Raw genomic sequence first — 20,359 nt, forward strand, 5'->3', positions numbered from 1 at the left:
CCCACACTCGCACCTACACCGGAGCCCACACCCGTACCCACACCCGCACCGACCCAAATTCCCATACCGGACTTTAAGGCTTTGGAGGATGCTCTCAAATCCTTGCCTGTTACCGTTTCACCCCAGCCCACGCCAGAACCCATGGCGGTGTATATATTTGACCCCACCGTGTTATACCAGAAACTCCAAATTAACGCCGATGCCCTGACGCCTCCGGCGAGTGCCAACCCAGTTAACGGTACGGGTAATACCGATGATTTGGAAGCTACGGACAATCAGGATCTGATTTCATCAGGTGGGGGTAATGACCAGGCATCGGCTTTTAAAGGAGATGACTTTATTACTCTGGAATCGGGGAATAACACGGCCTATGGCGGTCAGGGCAATGATACTGTCCTGGGAGGTCAGGATAATGACCTAATCTTCGGTGATTTAGGAGATGACTTAATTCAAAGCGGAGGTGGTAACGATACGGTTTTCGGCACTCAAGGGAATGATCTTCTCCACGGCAATCAAGGAGATGACCTGCTTTTGGGCGGTGAAGATATCGATGTCTTAGAGGGGAATGAAGGCAATGATCTGGTTTTTGGTGGCAAGAGCACTGATTTTCTCAAAGGAAATGAGGGTGATGATGTCCTATTTGGGGATGAAGGTACTGACATCGTTTCTGGAGGCACGGGCAATGATACAACCTATGGGGGTAAGGAAACCGATCTACTTGATGGTAATGAAGGTAATGATCTGCTCTGGGGCGATTTAGGAGATGATCTTCTCGATGGTGGTACCGAAGAAGACCAACTTTTTGGCGGTGAGGGCAATGACATCCTCGTCGGTGCTGAGGGTCTTGATACTCTAACCGGAGGCGGCGGCAATGATGAATTCTATATTGCGACTCAGTTTGATACGGAAACCATTACGGATTTCCAAGATGGGTTAGACCGAATTGTGTTCACGGGGGGATTGACTTTTGCTCAGTTACAAATTACTTCTGTGAATGGCAATACGATTCTGACCGTTACTAGCACTCAACAACAAGTTGCTAAACTTTTGGGCGTTAATAGCTCTTTAATTACGGCGGCGGACTTTTTCGAGAATAATTCCCCACAATAAACAGTGACTTTAAGAAACTCTCGTTAGGCAAAACGCCTAACGGGGGTGAACTTCACTGATGCTGAATAAACTTTTGTTTATCTTTTTTAAAGAACGTAATGTAGAACCTGATAGCCTCGAACCCTATCAATATTCCATGTAGGATTAAGGTTTTTGCTTTTTGGTTGCTAACATCATATTAGATTGATTCACCCCAAACTTATAACCCACCCCAAAATTAAGCGGTTTCACAGCAGCATTGCTTTGATAAACTTTCCTTAAATCCGGTTGATAGCGAACACTAAATAAAGAAATGGGGGCGGTATAGGTTCCAAAAAAGTTTAAATTCCATTGTTTTTCGGCAAAAAAGTTCAGGGGAATCCCCGAATCATCCTGTAAAATCGCTTGACTTTGAGCCAGAATTAACTCTCGAATTCCAGCAAAGGCGGGTCTGTGCATTAAATAGGATGCGGCTTTAAGATAGGTAACGGGTTGCTCAATTTGTTTGATAAATTTGCTGAATTGGGGTATTTTTTTCAAGCCCTCATCGGAAATATCGGCGGAAAAATAATATAAAGTTCGAGGTTCTTTTTCCCCTTGAGAAACAAAATCAATTTTCACCCCGGGAATCATGCCTTTTTCAAATTTTTGAATTTTAGCATCTTTGTCTAATCCAATATATTGTAAGTCTAAAATTCTGTTATTTGTTCTCGCCATAAATAATAAAATTAAAGGTAAAACTCCTTGATTAGATAAATCAGACTTCATTTCTTTGGTCTGAAAAAAGCTAAACTGAAGTAAAGAATAAAGGGAGTTTTTCACATCTCCCAATTTTTGATTACGCTGACTTTCGGATAATTCATTAAAATTAGGAATAGTTCCCACGGGTTCTAAAGCCACCAGCACATATTCTTGAGCCGTCGGGAAAAATAAATTAGCATATAAGAAATCCGGCCCACTAAAGGGATAAAAAATTCGAGGATTAGATTGATTAATCGTAGCTAATTCCTGTTTTGACCAGTCGCTAACTTTTGCCAGTTGTTGTTTTTCTAGTTTTGACCAAGCTGGCTCAATAAAACCATGATAATTCACCCAAAATTTAGATTGGGTTAGGGAATAAAACCGACTTTTAGGATCAACTTTCATTCCCGCAATTAATTTAGCGGTATCTGTTAAATAATCCGCTTGTTTTTGATCATATAGGGTTAAGGGATCAAGCGGAGAAGGAGGGGTTTCTGGGGAGGTTTTGGGGGTTTCAATTCCTGGGGATTTTTCAGTCTTTTCTTGAGGTTCAGTTTGAACACAGGACTGCAAACCAACAACACTTAAAAGGATCAGTAATAGGGCTGAGAATTTCATAAATTACACCAATTTATTCCGAATACCGATAAAATAGAAGGGTAAACCAAGGGCAATTGTTCCTAATCCGGCTAAGGATTCTAGGGGTTTATCCTGAAAAATAAATATTAGCATCCAAAGGCTAATTCCTAAAAAAATGATCGGAGTGATTGGATATCCCCAAGTTTTATAGGGACGGGGTACGTCAGGACGGCGAAAACGATGGACAAACACCCCTAAAACCGTGATTAATGAAGATAGGGTCAGGGTAAACGCTAAATAGGTAATTACGGCTTGAAAGCTGGCGGTGATGATTAATATAATCACGATCGCCAGTTGTAAATATAGGGCATAATAGGGGATTCCATGTTGATTTTTTTGAGCCAAAATTTTAAATAAGGGAATATCTTCCCCGATGACTTGGGTAACTCTTGGCCCAGCTAATACCATGGAACTAATGGAAGAAATTAAGCCAAATCCAATTAATAGTCCCATGATTTTTGCTCCCAGATTACCAAAAATTTGTTGGGCGACAATATAACCAATTTCTAATTGTCCGGCTAATTGTTCAATGGGTGTTGTATAGAGAAAAACAAAGTTCAAAAGTAGATATAAAATTGTAACAATTAACGTACCCATTAAAAGGGATTTCGGCAAGTTTTTCTCAGGTTCTTTAATTTCGCTCGCTAAATAAACCGCAGCATTCCAACCGGAATAGGAATAGGTCACATAAACTAAAGAAACGGCAAAAGATGAACTGAAAATTACCGGAATATCGCTAAAACGTGGTATAAATTCAATGGGTTGAGGGGTGCCTAAAGTTAACCCACTCAGAATAAAAACAATAATTAAAACAACTTTTAAAACCGTAAATCCCTGTTGAAACACACTACTAATTTTCAGGGTTTGGGTATGAATTAGAGAAACTAATATTACTGCAATTAAAGCAATTATGGTGGGATAATTTAAACTAGGAAATACACTGGAAATATATTTCCCTAATGCCATGGCAGCGGCGGCAATAGGAGCCGCAAAACCAACGGTTACAGACACCCATCCTGAGAGGAAACCAATCACCGGATGATAAATTTCCGACAGATAATGATATTCTCCCCCAGAGCGGGGCATGGCCGCCCCTAATTCTCCATAACATAGGGCTCCAGAAAGGGCAAAAATACCGCCAATCAACCACAAAAATAAAATGGCAAAACCCGACTGAATATCAAGGACTTGAAACCCTAAACTGGTAAATACACCGGTTCCAATCATATTAGCAACTACAAGAGAAATTGCTGTTGATAATGTGATTTTACTGGATAAACTGGGTTTTTCTAAGGAGTTAGAATCGTTCAAAATTGTTTTGCAAAATAGGGATATTTAAACAACCACAAAGGCACAAAGACACGAAGAAGATTATCAATAAATATGGGCGGATTATGTATTAATTTTGAATCCTCTCTAACGGATAATCTAAACCTGCCCTGATTGTAATTCTAAACACAACTGGCGGAAATGATCACCCCGATGTTCAAAACTTTGATATTGATCAAAACTGGCACAGGCAGGAGATAATAGTACCACTTTTGCGCCTAATTTTGGAGCAATTTTAGAGGATCTAATGATTGCTTTTTCCAGGGTTTCCACGATTTCAAAATCAGAGTAATTTTCTTCTATTAACCGTTTGGCAAAGGCTTCGGCCGCATCTCCAATTAATAATACTGAAACGGCTTTTGCTTTAATTTGATTGATCCAAGCCGTATCGTCTCCTTGTTTGGCTTCTCCTCCAGCTATTAAAATCACAGGAGCATTAACGGCCGATAATCCCACTTCAGCCGCGTCATAATTGGTGGCTTTACTATCATTAATCCAGTCAATTCCTTGCCAATTCATTATCTGTTCTAAACGATGGGCAACCCCGGGAAAATCAGAAACTGCCTGACTAATGGCTGGGGTTTCTATGCCTGCTAATCGAGCGGCGGCAACGGACATCAGGAGATTTTGTTGATTATGACTTCCGACCATTTTTAAGGCATCGGCTTGAACTATTTTTTCTCCATTTTGCATTACCCAATTATGATCAATATAAAATCCTAATTCGGGATTGGCAACTAATTTTTCTCGCCCTAAAACACTTGTCCAAGAGGCAGAAAGCCAGCGTTGATTCGCGGTTTCTCTTAAATAGGGATCATCCCCATTAATAATTTGAATTTGGGATTGATAGAGTAATTTAGCTTTAATATCATAATAGCGTTCTAAGGTGTAATGGCGACTCAAATGATCCGGGGTAAAGGTCGTCCAAATGGCAATTTTAGGGCTTAAAGTTGAGGAGGATTCGATTTGATAACTACTGACTTCTGCAATTACCCAATCTAGGGGTTTTTCTATTCCTTGATATTCTTGTAAGGCTAATTCACAGGCGGCATACCCAATATTTCCACAGGCGGGAGCGTTTAAACCTGCGGCTTGAAAAATTGCGGTAGTGAGGGCGGTGGTTGTGGTTTTGCCGTTGGTTCCAGTAATACAAACCCAGGGCAAATGTCGCAGATTTCGCCAAGCTAATTCTAGTTCTCCGATGGTTTCTATGCCTAAATTTCGGGCGGCTTTTAACCCCGGACTATCCCAAGGAACTCCAGGACTGACCACAATTAAATCCAGGGAGATATCGGGTTGAAAAGTATGTCCTAATTCAACTTGAATTCCTTCGGTTTCTAGTTGTTGTTTTTGGGTTTCTAGGGTTGAGGAGGAATTGCGATCGCTCAAAATCACATCCCATCCTTGCAATTTTAACAACCGGGCGGCGGCATTTCCCGATCTTCCTAAACCAATAATATGAACTTTCGGCATAGACAATTTAAAAATTCCCAGTAGATTGTTTTTGATTCTACTCGGATATGTTTCAGTCCCGCAAGCGGGATTATTGTTATTGAAAGTCAAATAAACTATTTATTTGTCAAGGTTCTAGGGTTTTTCGTGAACCCCCCAGGTTTTAGCTCCCGCTTAGGTTCACGAAAACCACAGGATTTATACTAAGTTCTCTTACGGCGAGTCACAAGTAAACGTTTCAATTCTTTACAATTTAGAACTTATTACCATAAACCCCATTAATTGTTTTACCAATATCAATCATCGTTTCCTGAACTCCTTTTTCCTTTCTTTCACTATAGCGATCGCTTAAATAATCAGCCTGTCCTCTTAATAACAATGTAAATTTATAGAGTTCCTCCATCACATCAACCACGCGATCGCGATAGGGGGAATCCTTCATCACCCCATCTTCATCGAACTCCTGATAGGCTTTGGCCACCGAAGATTGATTGGGAATCGTAAACATCCGCATCCAGCGCCCCAGAATCCGCAGGGTATTCACCGCATTGAAAGACTGGGAACCGCCACAGACCTGCATCACGGCCAAAGTTCGGCCCTGGGTCGGTCGGATCGCCCCCATGGTCAGAGGAATCCAATCAATTTGATTTTTCATGATCCCACTAATTTGACCATGAAGTTCGGGACTCGACCAGACCTGGCCCTCAGACCATAAACTCAATTCCCGTAGCTCCTGAACTTTGGGGTGAGTGTCGGGTACGCTTCCATAAATCGGTAATTCTCGGGGGTCAAAAAACCGCACTTCTGCACCAAAATCCTGAATAATTAGGGCGGCTTCTTCTGCTAAGAAACGACTATAAGACCTTACCCGGAGAGAACCGTATAAAAATAGAATTCGGGGTGGATGATCGAACATATATTAGTAATAGGTAATAGGTAATGGGTAATGGGTTTTAGACTAATAACTGGTACGGGCGGGTTCTTTTAGATCTTTGTTAATTACCGCGTATCTCGATGAACCCGCCCCTACAACTGATTATTGCAAAAATTGTTAACTCAAACTATCAATTAAGGTTTGAACTCTGTCTTTAATTTCATCTCTGACTCGATGAAAAGTTTCTAAAGGTTGTCCGTCAGGATCGTCTAATTGCCAATCTTCAAATACCTCTTGAACTACCCAGGCTTCGGGTAAGTTTACCCCACAACCACACAGAGAAATCACCGCATCATAATCTTCTGCTTGGAAATCACTTAAAGGGTTAGAAGTTTGATTAGTAATATCAATCCCAATTTCATCCATCACTTGAATTGCCGTAGGATGCACCCGACTGGCTTCTAAACCGGAACTGGTAACGGCTATTTTTCCGGCTCCTAAAGTTCTAGCAAATCCTTCTGCCATTTGAGAACGGCAAGAATTTCTTTTGCAAACAAACATCACTTTTTTCATCGTCAATCTCCAATGTTTAGAATAGCTAAATGATCTAATAAATCCGGGTATTTATGGATTTAACTCTTAACACAACGCGGATCAAATAAACTGGCTTTTTCCGGTTCTCTCGGGAACCAAAAGGCAGTTTTTTTGCAAACTTCAACCAACATTAACATCACTGGAACTTCAATTAATACCCCCACAACTGTTGCTAAAGCTGCACCGGAATTCAAACCAAATAAGGTGACTGCTGTGGCGATCGCGACTTCAAAATGATTACTCGCCCCAATTAATGCCGCCGGAGCCGCATCTTCATAGGACATTTTCATTTTTAAAGCGATTACATAGCTAATCAGAAAGATAAAATTGGTTTGGATAAATAAAGGCACTGCAATTAACAGAATATGAAAGGGATTATTAACAATTAATTCCCCTTTAAAGGCAAAGAGTAACACCAAAGTAATCAACAATGCCGATGTAGCAACGGGGCTTAAATAATGCAGAAATTCCCGTTCAAACCAAGCCTTACCTTTGTTTTTAAAAATCCACTGGCGAGTATACACTCCAGCCGCTAAAGGTAATGCCACATAAATGATCACCGATAAAAAAATCGTTAACCAAGGCACAGTTAAATCATTAGCCGCGAGTAACCAACGCCCTAACGGTGCATATAAAAATAACATCGCCAAGGAATTAACCGCCACCATCACTAAAGTATGGCCTTGATTTCCATAACACAGATAACCCCACATCAAAACCATCGCTGTACAGGGAGCAATTCCTAATAAAATAGTTCCCGCAATATAGGAATTAGCTAAGGAAACTTCCTGACCTCCGATCAGTTCTGTTCCGGTGATTAAAGGAAGAAATAACCAGCCTAAAAAGAACTGAGAAAAGGCTACCATTGTAAAGGGTTTAATTAACCAATTTACAACTAAAGTTAGTAATACGGGTTTAGGGGCGCGGACGGCGTTAGCAGCCTGGGTAAAATCAATTTTTACCATGATGGGATACATCATAAAAAACAGGCAAATGGCAATGGGAATCGAGATTTGATGGACGCTCATCGAGTCCAAAGTAACCGCAACTCCCGGGAATAAACGCCCTAAAATAATCCCACCAATAATACATAAAAACACCCAAACCGTTAGGTATTTTTCAAAAACACTCAGTTTCCCCCCCGCTTGCACCGCCGATGGATTAACTTGAGGTGAATTTAGACTCATTAAACCTCCTAAAAAAATTAGTATTCTGCCCGTTTTGTTAACACTTCATCCAGAGTTAAGTTAAACTCCGATGTTCCCCCGAATACCGTCCCCACTTTGGTTTTATGAAAGTTACGATAGAGTTTGGTATAGTCATCGGGTTCAAAGGCAATATAACCCACATTTTGAACTACTTTAGGGGCTTTTTGCATATAGAAATCCAGAAAATTATTCATCGCCGGATTATCTTGAGCCGCCACCGCATTCACATAGATAAACAGAGGGCGAGCTAAGGGTCGATATTTTTCAATTTCCGTTGCATTTACCGATGGAATCATTGGCCCTGAACCTTTTTGATTATCCACAGCTAAGGCTTTTAAATCCCCAGGTCTTTCCTGATAATAAGCATAGCCAAAATAGCCAAGTCCATTGGGATCATTTATCACTCCTTTTGCAATCACTTCATCATCTTCACTGGCTTGATAATCATTTCGGCTGGCTTTTTCTTCCCCAACAATTGCCGCGGTAAAATAATCAAAGGTTCCTGAATCTCTCCCTGGGCCATAGAGATTAATTGGTTGATTAGGCCAGGAGGCACGAATTTGATTCCAAGTTTTAATTTTTCCCTCAGCTTGAGGTTCCCAAAGTTTCTTTAATTCGGCAACGGTGATATCCTTTGCCCAGGTATTTTGGGGATTAACAACTATCGTTAAGGCATCAAACGCAATAGGTAATTCCAGATAAGAAATCTTGTTGTTTTTACAAGCTTCTATTTCTGCTTTTAAAATGGGTCGAGACGCATTATTAATATCGGTTTCTCCAGCACAAAATTTTCTAAAACCTCCTCCAGTTCCCGAAAAATCAACCTTTACATCCAGAGTAGAAGGACTCTGAGCACTGTATTCTTTAACAATGGTTGCTGTAATGGGATAAACGGTACTAGAACCATCAATACGAATAGGTTTTGTCTGTTTTACCTGCTGTGTCTGACCCTGACTGCAAGCTAAAAGTAAAGTAGCAGTCCCAACCGATAAAACCAAGATTTTGAGAGAACTGAGCAATTTTAGTAGTCTAGGAGTCATAAAATATCCCCCGTGATATTTATGGTTAGGGATATCTGAATCATATCAAAAAAAATTGATATGTCAAGTCAAAAAAAGGTTAAGATTCTTTTAGATTATCTAAAAATACTGAATTAGTCCGAGAAAAACTATGGAAAAGAGGAAAATTATGATCGCTAATTTCCCCCTAATATCTAATCTTTGATTTATTAATTAAAACCTTGGTAACTGCCATAATTCTGGTTCAAATTCACTGAGAGAATTAAGAATTTGATCGGCTTCTTGATAAAGGGATTTATCCATATCCGACGCGGGAACTGCTATTACGGACATTCCCGCCGCCCTTGCCGCAGAAACCCCCGCTAAAGCATCTTCAAATACTAAACATTCTTCAGGTTTTGCTCCTAAACGTTGCGCCACTAATAAGAAAATATCCGGTGCGGGTTTGCCATTTTTAAGTTCAGGATCATCTCCTCTAACAATAGATTGAAACAGAGAAAACCATTGTTGATGACTTTGGGTTTTAGCGGTAAAGGGACGATTCCCTGAACTGGTAGCGATCGCTTGAGGAATATTATGATTAGCCAGATGTTGAGTTAGAAAAACGGCTCCATCTAACGGCAAAACATGGGGATACAATTGGTAAATAATTGCATCTTTTCGTTCTAAGAATTCTTCTACCGTGACTGACAATTCCAACTCTTGAGTTAAGAGTTTAACAGAATCATGGGATTTTCTACCCCTAACTTTGCAACCGAGGGCATGATCAATGGTTTTGCCATAATAGTTGGCAACCATTTGATTAACTTTAGTATGAAGGGGTTCCGTATCTAACAGTAAACCGTCTAAATCGTAAATAACGTGGGTAATTTTTCTAAAGTTGGGCATTGGTCAAGGGATAAAGCATTGTAGTTATTATGAATCAAATTGACGGATAAATCAAGGGGTCAAAATGGTCTGGAATTCGATGAAAAATCAATTGAGTCTAGGATGTTAATTGCCAAGATTGATGACAAGTCCAGGAATGATCGGGATGTCTCTGATAAAACCTTAATTCCCAATCCACTTGGGCGGAGGGATTAATTCGGTTTTGAGCTAAATCTTTTAATTTTCGAGCGTGTTGAGGTTGAAATTCATAAGCTAAACTCAAATGGAGCCAAGTTTTTAATCGCAAAGCTTCTAAGCGAGTTGGTGAATTAACCAATTGACCAAAATGAATCATTAACAAGGGAATGCCTTGGGCTTGTAATTCCAAACCATACCAAGTGGATTGAAAAGTCATTTGGGTCACATTAATCTTTAAAGGAATCGCGGTTAATTGTGCGGTCTTGTAAGCGGTTTCTAGGGCTTGAATATAGAGGGAAATTTGAGATTCTTGATCTTGAAAAAAGCCAGTTAAGGTACAATGGGGCATATAATTATGAGCCGCATTTAATCCGCACAATTCCAGGCTTTCTTGATAAAATGCTTCAATTTGTTCCGCTAATTCTCCCCTGGGACAAGCATAAACAATAAATTCATTGAGTGACATATGGATTTGATTTATTTCTATTTTTACATAATTTTGGTTTAAACTTGACTAAATGCTTGAGGATAGATAATATTTCCTTGGTGTTGAATTTTATCGTTAAAAACCTTAACCATAAAATATTCTTCAGGAACAGGAAAAGGAGAGTGAATTTGATAGTCTACAGAAGGCTGAAAACCAAATTTAGCATAAAATTTAGGATCACCTAAAACAATAATTAAAGGATATTGTCTAATTTTAGCAAGTGTCAAACTAACTTGCACTAATTGGCTACCAATTCCTCGATTTTGGAACTCTGGATGCACAGCTAAAGGAGCTAATCCTAGGACAGAAATGGTTTCTTGATTGACTAAATTAATCTCACTATAGACAATATGACCGACAATCATTTCGTCAATTTCTGCCACTAATGTTAACCCAGGAATATAGCGATTAGATTGACGAATTAAATCAATTAAATCGGCTTCATTGGGTCGGTTAAATGCTAATTTATGAATTTGGGTAATTCTAGGATAGTCTGAGGGAGTTTCTGGACGGACATTTGAAGCAAGGTTCATAAATATCAGTGGGCTAGATGCCTTAGGCATGGCTGCGCCCGGGCGCGTTTGTACCAGTTATCAGTTTATCGCCTAAGCTGTTAATTATCTAAATTTTCGAGACGATCCAAGCCAGTAAGGGGTTTCAGCCTCTAAAATATACAGTTTAAATGCTCAACAGCTTATTTCCCAAAATGATCAAGCTGTTCAGGATTTGACTATATAAAGTTAGTTAAATCTAGTTGATCTCAGAGTTAATTTTTGTTTAACTTTTTAGAATAAAGATTTGAACGGTAATATTATAACTTTTGTAAAAAAAATCTAATAATTTAATCCCTTGACTTTAATTAATTTTTGGTTTAAGATTACAATTTAATAGTAGAATAAACAATATTCCTAGAATTCGCAGGGTTTGGATATAACTATGAGATCAGCCCCAGATTTTTTTGATCAGACTCAGATTGATCATTGGGAAACTCGGATTCTTCCTGTATCTGATCAAGTTCAATTGCAAGATTTTGTGATGGATATTAGCCAAATTTTTAGCTTAGAAACCCAAGGAACACTATCTTCTGGGCAAGCCTATAACCAGATTAAGCGGCTAGTCACGGAATTACAAAACAGTGTAATTAATGACTAAATCCCATATTATAACAATCTTAAATTCTCTGTAAAAAACTATTTAAGATTGTTATAATCAAACAAGTATTAATTAAAATTTTGGGGTGTTTATCATGGAAACAACAACTAATCCTCAAACCGAAACTTTAGGATATTGGGCAGTACAAGCGATTCAGAAACACCTAGAAAAAGTTATTAGTCATGAGTCTGAAGTTTTAAAAGATCATGATCCTGAAGAATTACATCAAATGCGGGTGGGAATGCGACGGTTAAGGTCTGCGGTGGTTGGGTTTGCTCCAGTATTAAAATTACCAGAATCTGCCGAGGATGAAAAAATCGGTAAAATTGCCCGTCGTTTGGGAAAATTGCGGGATTTGGATGTTTTATTAGAACTATTACAAAATAGTTATTATTCCCAATTACCACCATCGGAACAAGAAATTGTAGATAAAGTATTAATGGATTGGGTCAAACAACGTCACAAAGCCTTTAGAGTTGTGGAATGGACTTTAGAACATAAAATATATCAAAGTTTGAAAGAAGATTTACAGGATTGGGTGAAAGAACCTAATTTTACAATGCTAGAAAAACTCCCTATTGATGAAGTTTTACCGGATTTATTACTTCCCCAAATTAGTCATTTATTCTTGCATCCGGGTTGGCAAGTGGGAATCACTCAAGATTTAGTTAATGCTTCTGAAATCACTCCAGAAACCTTAAAAATCATTTTAGAGAAACAGGGAGAATCTTTGCATGATTTAAGAAAGCAAGCGAAGAAAATCCGTTATCAAATGAGTTTATTTACTCATTTTTATAGTTCTAAATATCTAGCTTATTTAGAAGATATCAAAGCCATTCAAGAACATTTAGGAGATATACAAGATGGTATGGTGTTAATAAAAAAAATAGCAGACAAAATACCATCAAAAATCAACTCTAAACTCCCGACTTTGATCAATCTTTTAGCAGAAAGTCAGTATAAATCTTGGCAAAAATGGCAAGAACTTCAACAGCGTTATTTAAAGCCTGAAAATCGCCAAGAATTTCGCTTAGAATTACTGAATCCAGTTATAGAAATGGGTAATGGGCAATGGGTTTAGAAAGAGGGGGAATGGGGAATAGGCAATGGGCAATGGGTTTAGAAAGAGGGGGAATGGGGAATAGGCAATGGGCAATGGGTTTAGAAAGAGTTTACCTCCCCTGCTCCCCCTGCTCCCCTACTCCCCCTGCCCTTTAAGGTTCTGTTTTAGGGGTTGCGGTTGGAGGAAGTTGAGTGCTAGGCGTTTTGATTTTCACAAAAATATCATAACGGCTGGTGCGATCGCCGATAATTGCAGTAGTTAATCCAATTGATTGAATCGCATCAATCCATAGCCTTTGATCTGGAGGAAGTTGGGGTAAAGATAGAGTTCTAACATTCGGATCAAACACCCGTTCAAGATTCATAAAAAAGTTGCCATTATTGGGGTTGAGTCCCATCGGAATAGTTTGCTGAAATAGCGGATTAGAGGTGATTGCAGCTTGAGGTGAAGGCACAACTTGATCCGCGATCGCTCCCCCCAAAGTGACAAAAGCCACATCGGATTCTAACCAACCCCGAGTTACCATAAATCCCCCAAAGGGAGATACCCATTGCACCGCCGATTGATCCTTAACTTTAGTTTCACTCACCTTAAATTTCTTATTCTTCATCACCTCATCTAACTGGGTTAAAGCCTTATCCGCCGCACTGCGATCGGAAACCTTCACCATTAATACTAACCCCGCCACAAATCGTTCTAACGCCCTAGGATTAGGATTAGCCGGAACTAAAGATAAAGAAAACTCCCCCCCCATCCAATTCAAAACATCTTTTTCTAACTCCATCCCCGTCGCCGATTTAAAACTCGAACTCAAAACTTGAGGATTCAAGGGCGCTATCGGATTAGCATTTGCCCCTTGAGTATAATCTTCCCAAACCCGTTTTAAATTACTTCCAGAAACCATCATTAATGTATTTTCTGGAATCCGAGGTAGAATCTCTTGAGCCTTATTTTCAACGGTAAATTTTTTCTGACTATTAGGTTTTAACCAAGATACGGCTTTTAGACCTACGCCCTGAGCTTCTAAATTAATATTAGTAGCTAATCCTTGATGCTGTTGTACCTGTTCCAAATTTTTATCAGGAATCGGATTAGGAGAACGATAGGAGGCAATCTTTGTAGCTACGGGAATATTTAGGTAAACTTGAGCAAAAGGATTAGTAGTTTTAATCGTCTTTAAACTAGCAGCATATCCAGGGGTTTTCGCTAAGGAATCCGAACCTCTATAAGTATCAATTACCCGTTCAGTTGCATTCGGATCGGTGGTAACAACTAAAAAATCTTGTCCCAGGACAGAAATCGAATAATTCTGTTTAGGATTTCCCTGGGTTTCAATAATATCAACTCCTCGATAGGAGCGCTGGGTGGTTTGACCCGGTTGTACTGTTCTCGGTTGCGATAATAATTCCTTTGCTTTGGCGGGGTTAGCAATGGGAAATACCATCACCATTGCCTGTTGATTTAGGGTTGTAGAAGCATCCGGGGTAGGAGCAGTCCCAGAAATCAAGCTAGAATTCGGTAAAGCAGCCATCATCACTTCTTGACCGACCCAGGGCTGGATATCCTTTTGATAATCATAGCCATTGTCTGTAAAGACCCGATTTTGCCAACCCTTGAGAATTTCCTGCAACGCCGCCTGAGATTGGACTGTGCCGTATTGCTTTAATTTATCCCATTGTTGGCCATTTGTAGAGAGGGATACAGCCACCATTGCTTCTTGGGGGACAACATTCGCACCCAGGGGAACACCTTCTAAAAATTTACGCGAAACTAGACTGTAGTAGGCTGCAATTCCCCCTCCAACCAGCAGCGTCGCAACTCCCACAGTCAAAACTAGATTGGGTTTAATTTTTTGGATCATGAATGGCAAGGATGGCTTTAGACAACCAGTAGACTAATTAATTCGATATCGAGGGAGATTTTAACCCAGGGGGTCACACTTTGCAAATTGATCACAGGGGTTCTTGATCTTCGGGCTCGGAAATACTATTAAACCAACCGCGTTTCCAGAAGAAGAAAAATAACCCTAAAGCGATGAAAAACATCATTCCCAAACAGACTGGATAACCCCAATACCAATTAAGTTCGGGCATATTCAAAGCAGAAATTTCCGTATTAAAGTTCATTCCATAGACTCCAGCTACAAAGGTCAGGGGAATAAAAATAGTCGAAATAACGGTGAGCAATTTCATGATTTCATTCATTTTATTACTCATCGTAGACATATAAATTCCCATTAAATCCGAGGATAATTCTCGATAGGTTTCTACCATATCCCGAACTAAAATGGTATGATCATAACAGTCTCGTAAATATATCCTAACTTCTGGACTAATTAAATCGCTTCCATCTCGAATTAATACATTAATCGCTTCCCGTTGCGCCCAAATTGCCCGGCGCAGGGTAAATAAATCCCGACGAATACTATAAATTCTAGCTAGATCTTTAGGGACAGGATTAAAGACAACCTTGTCTTCTAAATCTTCTAAAATCTCTCCATATTCTTCTAATACCGGGAAAAAACCATCAATAATGGCATCTAAAATCGCATAGGCTAAATAATCAGCCCCTTGTTTACGGATAATTCCTTGATTATAACGAATGCGATCGCGCACTGGTTGCAAACAATCATATTCCGCTTCTTCCTGCACCGTCAGTAAATAATTTTTCCCTAAAATAATACTAACCTGTTCTTTATGCAGGGGCTCTGCGCCAGGTTTGATCATGATCATCCAGGCCACAATCACCAATTGACCCTCATATTCCACAACTTTAGGACGTTGGGGAACATTCACCACATCTTCTAAGGCAATCGGATGTAAATTAAATACCTTCGCCATCCGATCCCAAGTGTCTTGATTTCCTAACCCTAAAATATCCAACCAAGAGACAGAATGGGTATCTAAATAAGGTGCACATTCCTCCGGTGTTTTTAAGGTTAAACGAGTTGCCATTTCGTCACTATAATCAATTAATACCATTTCCGGGGGGGGATCATCGGCTTCCACATCCAATGTTCCAGGGATAGTTCCCGGATCATCATAGAAATAATCTAATTTGGATTCTTCCTCATCTTCATCAATAGCAGAATCGAGCGGGGGCATCGTAGATTTTATACTGTGTGCCATAAAAAACTGCCCTGAAAGTTAATGGAATGGGTTTGGGAGTCGCAAAACTAATCCAAGTTTAACAGATGAAGTTCACAAGGGAGTTTATATTTTAATAAAAAAATCTATAGGCTGTTTTCTAAGATTTTAAATTCCTTTAAAGCAGGTAAAAAGTTTTTATTTTCATGACTAGGATGGCTTAACTTTAGTAAAGCAAATCGTTGTAACGGGCTTAAGTCTTGCCATTGTTTTAAGGTAATCTTAACCCCGATTTCCCCTGCTTTTTGCTGTACGTCATCGGGTAATTTTTTTGTTTCTAACCAAAGCGGTTGATCCTCAATCGGTAAATCCTTGAGAGGAAGATTCGTATATTGTTCTGCTAATTCATATAATAAACTCCTATAAGCCGCGATTTCTTCCGGTGTATTAATCGAATTGCTAACTAACTGTTGACGAGCCTCCTGACTAAATTTATTCCAATGTTCCAATTTTAACTTAACCCCACAACTATCTAACTTATACCGCACAACCATCGGAATACATCGCAAAGATTCCACAAAATCCTGTTCAAATTCAAACAAATTATTCATATATAGCAATCCTATTTGAGTTGTGTTCAAAATTCTTTATCAAAAGGGAACAGGGAACAGGTAATGGGTAATAGGTAATGGGTAATGATACTTCCCCTGCCTCCCCTGCCTCCCCTGCTCCCCCTGCCTCCCCTGCCTCCCCTGCTATTTCTGCTCTGGATGAGCAGCCTCTGGGGAAGTAGCCCCCATTTGATTAATTGTATAAATCATTTGATACAATCTCCCTACTCGACGTTGATTAAAATGGAAGGTTAAACGGGGTAATTTCTCCGTATCGTCGCCTATTTCTTCTGGGAGGGCTGTAGTTGTCTCAATCCTTCCTTTAGATAACATATCGTGAAACTCCGTATTCAGTTGTTCCACTTGTTGATCAGACAATTCGGACTTTAACCGCATCACATATTTATCTTTAACATAGCGGCTAGAATGATAAACACGATAGAAACTGGCGATCGCTTCACAAGCCACAGACAGATCATCCGTAATTGTATAAAAACTCGGATCATCAGGTGAAATTAATCCTCGATTGAGCAATTGTTTCTCAATAAATTGGTTGAGATCATACCAATAATCTCCCCCCGGACGATCCACCAAAATTAACGGGGCTGGGCCGAACTTTCCCGTTTGAATTAAAGTTAAACATTCAAAGGTTTCATCTAAAGTGCCAAACCCCCCGGGAAACATCGCTAAAGCATCACTTTCACGCAGAAAGAATAATTTGCGCGTGAAAAAATACTTAAACATAATCGCTTTTTTATTCCCGTGAATATAAGGATTTGAAGATTGTTCAAAGGGAAGTTGAATATTTAAACCAAACGATAAATCCAGACCCGCGCCCTCATTTCCCGCCTGCATAATCCCACCTCCACCCCCGGTTAACACCATAAAACCTTGCTGGGTGACACATTGGGCAAAATCCGCCGCCATTTGATATTCCGGGGTATCCGCAGGAATTCGAGCCGAACCAAAAATACAAATTTTGCGAACATGGCGATAGGGATAAAAAATTTGAAAACCCCGCTCTAAGTCCAATAAAGAAGCCGAAATAATTTTCCAGTCTAGGGTTTCAAATTCCTCTCCAGCCATCCGAACTAGACTGGAAAGCGATCGTGAAATCCATTTTTTATGCTTCAAATTCGGCAATTTAGCCACTAACTGGATAATATCTGCTTGTAGAGGATCTACCGCCAAACTAATATCTGAGGAGTCCATAAAATTCATCACCTAAAACAAAGCGCCTCAGATCCAAGGTTCCAAGGCGCAATACCCGTGAATAATCAGCTTGAGATTCAAGTATCACTTTCCTAGGAATTGAAAACCACTTTTATTAACCGACTCAAACCTACTCTTTTTTTCAGCCCGTTTTTGAGTTCAGTAATCAACCCAGGTAACAATGATTAAAGTATTCTACTGGCTACTCTTTGGAGAATTAATATAACCCTCCAAAGTAGATGCTAAAGTCGTTTTAGGGACAGCACCTACAACCATATCCACCCTTTGACCATCTTTGAAAATCATCAGAGTTGGGATACTGCGAATTCCGTACTGACTAGCAGTATTAGGATTTTCATCTGTGTTGAGCTTGACTACTTTGAGTTGTCCAACATATTGCGCTGCAATTTCTTCTACAACCGGTGCAACCATACGACAAGGCCCACACCAAGGCGCCCAAAAATCCACTAATACCGGGATCGGACTCTCAAGCACATCTTGTTTAAAACTAGCATCAGTAACTGGTAAGGCGTTGGACATCTCTATACATCCTTGATAATATAAAAGACCTTTTTGTCTATTCTACCCTTAATTTGAGCAAGCTTTCTACAAAGCAATAACTCCCGATTATATTTCAATATGATCTCCTAAAGAAACCGCCCGAACAAAAGTCCAGGCGGAGTGTGGTGTGAGGAGTGAACGGAAACATACGTCTCCGCTTCTTCTATTGTGCCATTTTATTTCATATAATTCCAGGTTGAGTCGTAAGTTTTACAACGATTTAACAAGTTTCGTCAAGAATCCTGAAACCCAACCTCCGTAAATTTACCTTAAACAGCAAGAAGGCTCACACTATACCTGTACTCAGTTCAGTGTAGGTAGTTCACTTACCCATCCCTAACTGTTGGGCTTTTTGATAGACTTTTCCTTCGGTCAGCAGCGAAGGAGCAATCACAACTTCCACTTGTTGCATTTCTGGAATCGTCTGCGCTCCCAGGGTTCCCATACTGGTTTTTAACGCCCCCAATAAATTATGAGTCCCGTCATCAAGTTGAGCCGGGCCCCGCAGAATTTGTTCTAAGGTTCCGGTTGTCCCCACCCGAATCCGAGTTCCCCTGGGTAACACCGGACTGGGCGTTGCCATTCCCCAATGATAACCCCGTCCGGGTGCTTCTTTAGCCCGGGCAAAGGGGGAACCAATCATCACGCCATCAGCACCACAGGCGATACATTTACAGATATCTCCTCCGGTAATTAGGCCCCCATCGGCAATAATCGGTACATAACGTCCGGTTTCTTGATAATAGTCATTGCGAGCCGCCGCACAGTCAGCCACGGCCGTCGCTTGGGGAACTCCCACCCCTAAAACCCCCCGGGAGGTACAAGCCGCACCAGGGCCAATCCCAACTAAAATTCCCGCCGCTCCCGCTTTGAGTAATTCTAGGGTGATATCGTAGGTGACACAGTTACCCAAAATCACCGGAATCGGCATTTCTTGGCAAAACTTAACTAAATCCAGAGGAATCACAGATTCTGGAGATAAGAAGGTAGTTGACACTACTGTGGCTTGCACAAAGAATAAATCAGCCCCGGCTTCAGCCACCACCAAACCATATTTACTCGCTCCAACTGGTGTCGCACTCACCGCAGCAATTCCGCCCCCATTCTTGATTTCCTGAATGCGTTGGGTAATTAATTCTGGTTTAATCGGTTCTGCATATAATTCTTGCATCAGGGTGACAAACCCTTCTTTTCCGACTGAAGTGATGCGGTCTAAAATCGGTTCTGGGTCTTGATAACGGGTTTGAATCCCTTCTAGGTTCAATACCCCCAATGCTCCCAATTTCGATAATTCCACAGCCATACGCACATCAACTACCCCATCCATGGCACTGGCAATAATCGGAATTTCTCGTTGAATGCCACCAATTGTCCAAGTTGTATCTGCTAAACCCGGGTCAAGGGTGCGTTGTCCAGGGACTAACGCAATTTCGTCAATGCCATAAGCTCTGCGGGCAACCTTGCCCCGACCAATTACAATATCCACTCTTGTATGTGTTCCCAAGACTCTATTTCTAATTAGACTATCACAATCGAGCCAAAGGATTGTCCGTGAACCTGGGAGAATGGGGAACGGGGGCAGGGCTGTTTCAAAGTCGGGTGGAAATGATTATATAATGGCTTTAAAGAAAAATCAAAAAAAGCTATATGAGCAAGTTGAAGCCGTAATAAAAAGTGAAAATCCTTTGAGTGTAGATGTGACTCATGAACACAGCCATGGCAGATCAGAATATCCCCTATCTTTTGCTGCAATTGCTACTCAAATACTAGAAGTGAGTAAATATGAACTCAAAGAAAATATTATCCTGGCTCTCAAGCGTCGGCAACTGCTATATTATGATTGCCAACGCGAATCCTATAAATTGCATCCCCTAGTCCAAGAAAAAGGCGATCGCTTGTTGAATCAAAACCCTGAAAATGTTAGGAGAGCGCATCATCAAGCCTATAGTTATTATATTAATATTCCGCTCAAACCTAAATCTGAATGGCAAAATATTGATGATATTAAACCACTAATCAGGGCGCACTATCATGCGTCTCAAGCAGAAGATTTAGACGCAGTAAAGGCGATAATTGCTGAAGTATGCCAGGTTATTGACTGGGTGGGGGGTTTTATCAATATATTTGCCACCCACCGAGCAATGCTCACTATCCCAGTTAGACTGTTGACTGTTGCG

At 40.3% G+C, this 20,359-nt stretch carries 19 protein-coding genes and 1 pseudogene; 4 read left to right on the plus strand and 16 right to left on the minus strand.

Annotated features, from left to right (window positions below):
- Positions 1-1,110, plus strand: a 1,110-nt coding sequence (locus PL11201_RS26470; protein WP_304442262.1) for a calcium-binding protein, incomplete at its 5' end; no start/stop codon positions are given.
- Between the two features lie 144 nt (positions 1,111-1,254).
- Here PL11201_RS26470 and PL11201_RS11725 read toward each other — a convergent pair.
- The 10 genes from PL11201_RS11725 to PL11201_RS11770 all read right to left on the minus strand — a co-directional run bounded on the left by PL11201_RS11725 (position 1,255) and on the right by PL11201_RS11770 (position 11,030).
- A complete protein-coding gene (locus PL11201_RS11725; RefSeq protein ID WP_079678870.1) occupies positions 1,255-2,448 on the minus strand; it encodes a hypothetical protein in 1,194 nt (397 codons plus the stop codon).
- Positions 2,449-2,451: 3 nt separating this feature from the next.
- Positions 2,452-3,780 (minus strand): APC family permease, encoded by a 1,329-nt coding sequence (locus PL11201_RS11730; protein ID WP_234996671.1) that lies wholly within the window; start codon positions 3,778-3,780, stop codon positions 2,452-2,454.
- A gap of 117 nt (positions 3,781-3,897) precedes the next feature.
- Positions 3,898-5,271: a UDP-N-acetylmuramoyl-L-alanine--D-glutamate ligase gene (gene murD, locus PL11201_RS11735; protein WP_079678874.1), complete on the minus strand. Its 1,374-nt coding sequence runs from the start codon at positions 5,269-5,271 to the stop codon at positions 3,898-3,900.
- Between the two features lie 232 nt (positions 5,272-5,503).
- On the minus strand, positions 5,504-6,166 hold the full coding sequence (arsH, locus tag PL11201_RS11740) for an arsenical resistance protein ArsH (RefSeq protein WP_079678876.1): 663 nt from the start codon (positions 6,164-6,166) through the stop codon (positions 5,504-5,506).
- Between the two features lie 135 nt (positions 6,167-6,301).
- Positions 6,302-6,697 carry an arsenate reductase, glutathione/glutaredoxin type gene (gene arsC / locus PL11201_RS11745; protein WP_079678877.1) on the minus strand — a complete coding sequence of 132 codons (396 nt, stop codon included), beginning with the start codon at positions 6,695-6,697 and terminating at the stop codon, positions 6,302-6,304.
- Between the two features lie 59 nt (positions 6,698-6,756).
- Positions 6,757-7,905 (minus strand): ACR3 family arsenite efflux transporter, encoded by a 1,149-nt coding sequence (gene arsB, locus PL11201_RS11750; protein WP_079678879.1) that lies wholly within the window; start codon positions 7,903-7,905, stop codon positions 6,757-6,759.
- A 17-nt stretch (positions 7,906-7,922) separates the two neighbouring features.
- Complete coding sequence (locus tag PL11201_RS11755; protein ID WP_079678881.1) at positions 7,923-8,966, minus strand: PstS family phosphate ABC transporter substrate-binding protein; 1,044 nt, start codon at positions 8,964-8,966, stop codon at positions 7,923-7,925.
- A 192-nt stretch (positions 8,967-9,158) separates the two neighbouring features.
- On the minus strand, positions 9,159-9,833 hold the full coding sequence (locus PL11201_RS11760; RefSeq protein WP_079678882.1) for an HAD-IA family hydrolase: 675 nt from the start codon (positions 9,831-9,833) through the stop codon (positions 9,159-9,161).
- A 97-nt stretch (positions 9,834-9,930) separates the two neighbouring features.
- Positions 9,931-10,476, minus strand: a complete 546-nt coding sequence (locus tag PL11201_RS11765; protein ID WP_079678884.1) for a hypothetical protein — start codon at positions 10,474-10,476, stop codon at positions 9,931-9,933.
- A gap of 38 nt (positions 10,477-10,514) precedes the next feature.
- Positions 10,515-11,030 carry a GNAT family N-acetyltransferase gene (locus PL11201_RS11770; protein ID WP_079678886.1) on the minus strand — a complete coding sequence of 172 codons (516 nt, stop codon included), beginning with the start codon at positions 11,028-11,030 and terminating at the stop codon, positions 10,515-10,517.
- Positions 11,031-11,433: 403 nt separating this feature from the next.
- Between PL11201_RS11770 and PL11201_RS11775 the strand changes: the two genes are divergently transcribed.
- Positions 11,434-11,649, plus strand: a complete 216-nt coding sequence (locus tag PL11201_RS11775; protein WP_079678888.1) for a DUF7219 family protein — start codon at positions 11,434-11,436, stop codon at positions 11,647-11,649.
- Positions 11,650-11,743: 94 nt separating this feature from the next.
- On the plus strand, positions 11,744-12,730 hold the full coding sequence (locus PL11201_RS11780; protein ID WP_079678889.1) for a CHAD domain-containing protein: 987 nt from the start codon (positions 11,744-11,746) through the stop codon (positions 12,728-12,730).
- 133 nt (positions 12,731-12,863) lie between these two features.
- Here the strand turns inward: PL11201_RS11780 and PL11201_RS11785 are convergent, their stop codons facing one another.
- From PL11201_RS11785 to PL11201_RS11810, 6 genes are all read right to left on the minus strand, one after another.
- Positions 12,864-14,573 (minus strand): DUF3352 domain-containing protein, encoded by a 1,710-nt coding sequence (locus tag PL11201_RS11785; RefSeq protein WP_079678891.1) that lies wholly within the window; start codon positions 14,571-14,573, stop codon positions 12,864-12,866.
- A gap of 91 nt (positions 14,574-14,664) precedes the next feature.
- Positions 14,665-15,840: a magnesium/cobalt transporter CorA gene (gene corA / locus PL11201_RS11790; RefSeq protein ID WP_079678893.1), complete on the minus strand. Its 1,176-nt coding sequence runs from the start codon at positions 15,838-15,840 to the stop codon at positions 14,665-14,667.
- Between the two features lie 104 nt (positions 15,841-15,944).
- Positions 15,945-16,409, minus strand: coding sequence for a nitrate reductase associated protein (locus PL11201_RS11795; protein WP_079678895.1), 465 nt, complete (start codon positions 16,407-16,409; stop codon positions 15,945-15,947).
- Positions 16,410-16,553: 144 nt separating this feature from the next.
- The gene (locus PL11201_RS11800; protein ID WP_079678896.1) at positions 16,554-17,621 is read right to left on the minus strand and encodes an LOG family protein; all 1,068 of its coding nucleotides are present in this window, start codon (positions 17,619-17,621) and stop codon (positions 16,554-16,556) included.
- Between the two features lie 195 nt (positions 17,622-17,816).
- The gene (gene trxA, locus PL11201_RS11805) at positions 17,817-18,161 is read right to left on the minus strand and encodes a thioredoxin (protein ID WP_079678898.1); all 345 of its coding nucleotides are present in this window, start codon (positions 18,159-18,161) and stop codon (positions 17,817-17,819) included.
- 343 nt (positions 18,162-18,504) lie between these two features.
- Positions 18,505-19,668: a GuaB3 family IMP dehydrogenase-related protein gene (locus PL11201_RS11810; RefSeq protein ID WP_079678899.1), complete on the minus strand. Its 1,164-nt coding sequence runs from the start codon at positions 19,666-19,668 to the stop codon at positions 18,505-18,507.
- Positions 19,669-19,798: 130 nt separating this feature from the next.
- Here PL11201_RS11810 and PL11201_RS27070 point away from each other — a divergent pair.
- Positions 19,799-20,359 (plus strand): annotated as a pseudogene (locus tag PL11201_RS27070) (hypothetical protein); the annotation flags it as partial.

Origin of the sequence: Planktothrix sp. PCC 11201, assembly GCF_900009135.1 — a bacterium.
Lineage (GTDB): Bacteria > Cyanobacteriota > Cyanobacteriia > Cyanobacteriales > Microcoleaceae > Planktothrix.